The following is a 1,548-nucleotide window of genomic DNA, read 5'->3' on the forward strand; positions in this document are numbered from 1 at the left end:
GCCGCGGGGCTGAGCGAGTGCAGGACGGCCGCGCCGAACCCGGCGGCGCCCGCCGGCGCGAAGCCCGCCGAGTCGATCGGGACGCAGGACAGAACCGTCCGGGAGTCCATGTTGACGACGTGCTGCCGCCGCATGAGTGAACGGAGTTGACCGAGCGTCAGCCAGTGGAAGTCACCGTGGGGCGGCACGTCCTCGGTGGTCTCCACGACCATGTGCCGGTTGCGCTTGTGCAGGAAGTACGAACCGTGCTCGGACTGGAGGAGGTCCACCAGCACCTCGGCCCGGCCCGGGCGGGCGAAGTACTCCAGGTGACGGACGACCGAACCGCCGTGTGCCTGCGTGTAGTTGCTGCGGGTCGCCTGCACGGTCGGCGACAGCTGCACGGTGTTGATGTTCCCCGGCTCCATCTTCGCCTGCATCAGGAAGTGCAGGACGCCCCCGAACTCCCGTACCAGCAGGCCGAGGGTGCCGATCTCGGGCTGGACGATGATCGGCCGGGCGTCGCCCGCCGTGACGCGGTCGCCGTCCTCCGCGCGCAGCCCCTCGATCGAGAAGAACCGGCCCGTACGGTGGCGCAGGTTGCCGCTGTCGGGCTCGGAGTACCACTGGTCCAGCGCGTCGAACGGGATCCGGGAGACCTTGAAACGGCGCGCGCAGCGCTCGGCGTACCAGTCGTGGAAGCCGCTCAGCGGGAAGTGCGGGCTGTCCTCGGCGGCCAGGGAGAGCATGAAGCGCCGTCCGAGGGACGGTCCCGGCACGTCGGCCGGCGACCGGCCGGCCAACAGGGCTTGCGACAGCTCTTCCATGGCTTCTCCGCAACGGTTGGGGCGGCCGGGCGGCCGGAGTGGGGTCGGTGGGAAGCGAGGTCGTTCGGAAGGCGCCCGTACCCCGTCATGGGTGGCCGGCGCGGGTGCTCGGCGGCGGTGTCACGGCGGGAACCCCGTGGGCCCTCGACTCCGTCGCCTGTTCCCGTACCGGTTCCGGCGGTCCGGCCGACGGCGCCGGCCGGGCGTGGCCGAGCAGCCGCAGCAGGGGAACGGTGAGAGCCGTGGTCAGCAGGGTGATGACGATGAGGATGGCGAAGACGCGCTCGTCGATGATGCCCGCCTCCAGGCCGATGCCGAGGACCACCAGCTCGGTCAGGCCACGGGCGTTCAGCAGGACGCCGAGGCTCAGCGCGTCACGCCGGCCCATGCCGGTCAGCCGGGCGCACAGGCCGGGCCCGAGGATCTTTGTGAGCATCGCCACCGCCAGCAGCGCGCCGCCCACCACGAGGGTGTCCGCGTCGAACGGCAGCGCCCCGAGGTCGGCCGAGAGCCCGAACCCGAGGAAGAAGAACGGCAGCAGCAGGCCGCCGGAGAACGAGGCCACCCGGTCGGCCGCCGCGTCCAGCGACGCCGGACCGGCGGGACAGGCCGCCCCGGCGAGGAAGGCCCCGATCACCGGGTGCAGGCCGATCACCGAGGTCACCGCGGCCGCCCCGCAGGCGAGACAGAGCAACAGGGCGGTGGGCGCCGCACGGTGGCCCGGCGGTGTGCCCGTACCGGC

The 1,548-nt window shown here is 72.6% G+C and carries 2 protein-coding genes; both read right to left on the bottom strand.

Annotation, left to right across the window (positions count from 1 at the left end; all coding sequences use genetic code 11):
* On the bottom strand, positions 1-806 hold an 806-nt coding region (locus GT042_RS18850; RefSeq protein ID WP_237530934.1), incomplete at its 3' end, for an NDP-hexose 2,3-dehydratase family protein.
* 85 nt (positions 807-891) lie between these two features.
* A partial coding sequence (locus GT042_RS18855; RefSeq protein ID WP_202533147.1) for a cation:proton antiporter occupies positions 892-1,548 on the bottom strand: 657 nt, incomplete at its 5' end.

Origin of the sequence: Streptomyces sp. SID3212, from assembly GCF_009865405.1 — a bacterium.
Taxonomy (GTDB): Bacteria; Actinomycetota; Actinomycetes; order Streptomycetales; family Streptomycetaceae; genus Streptomyces.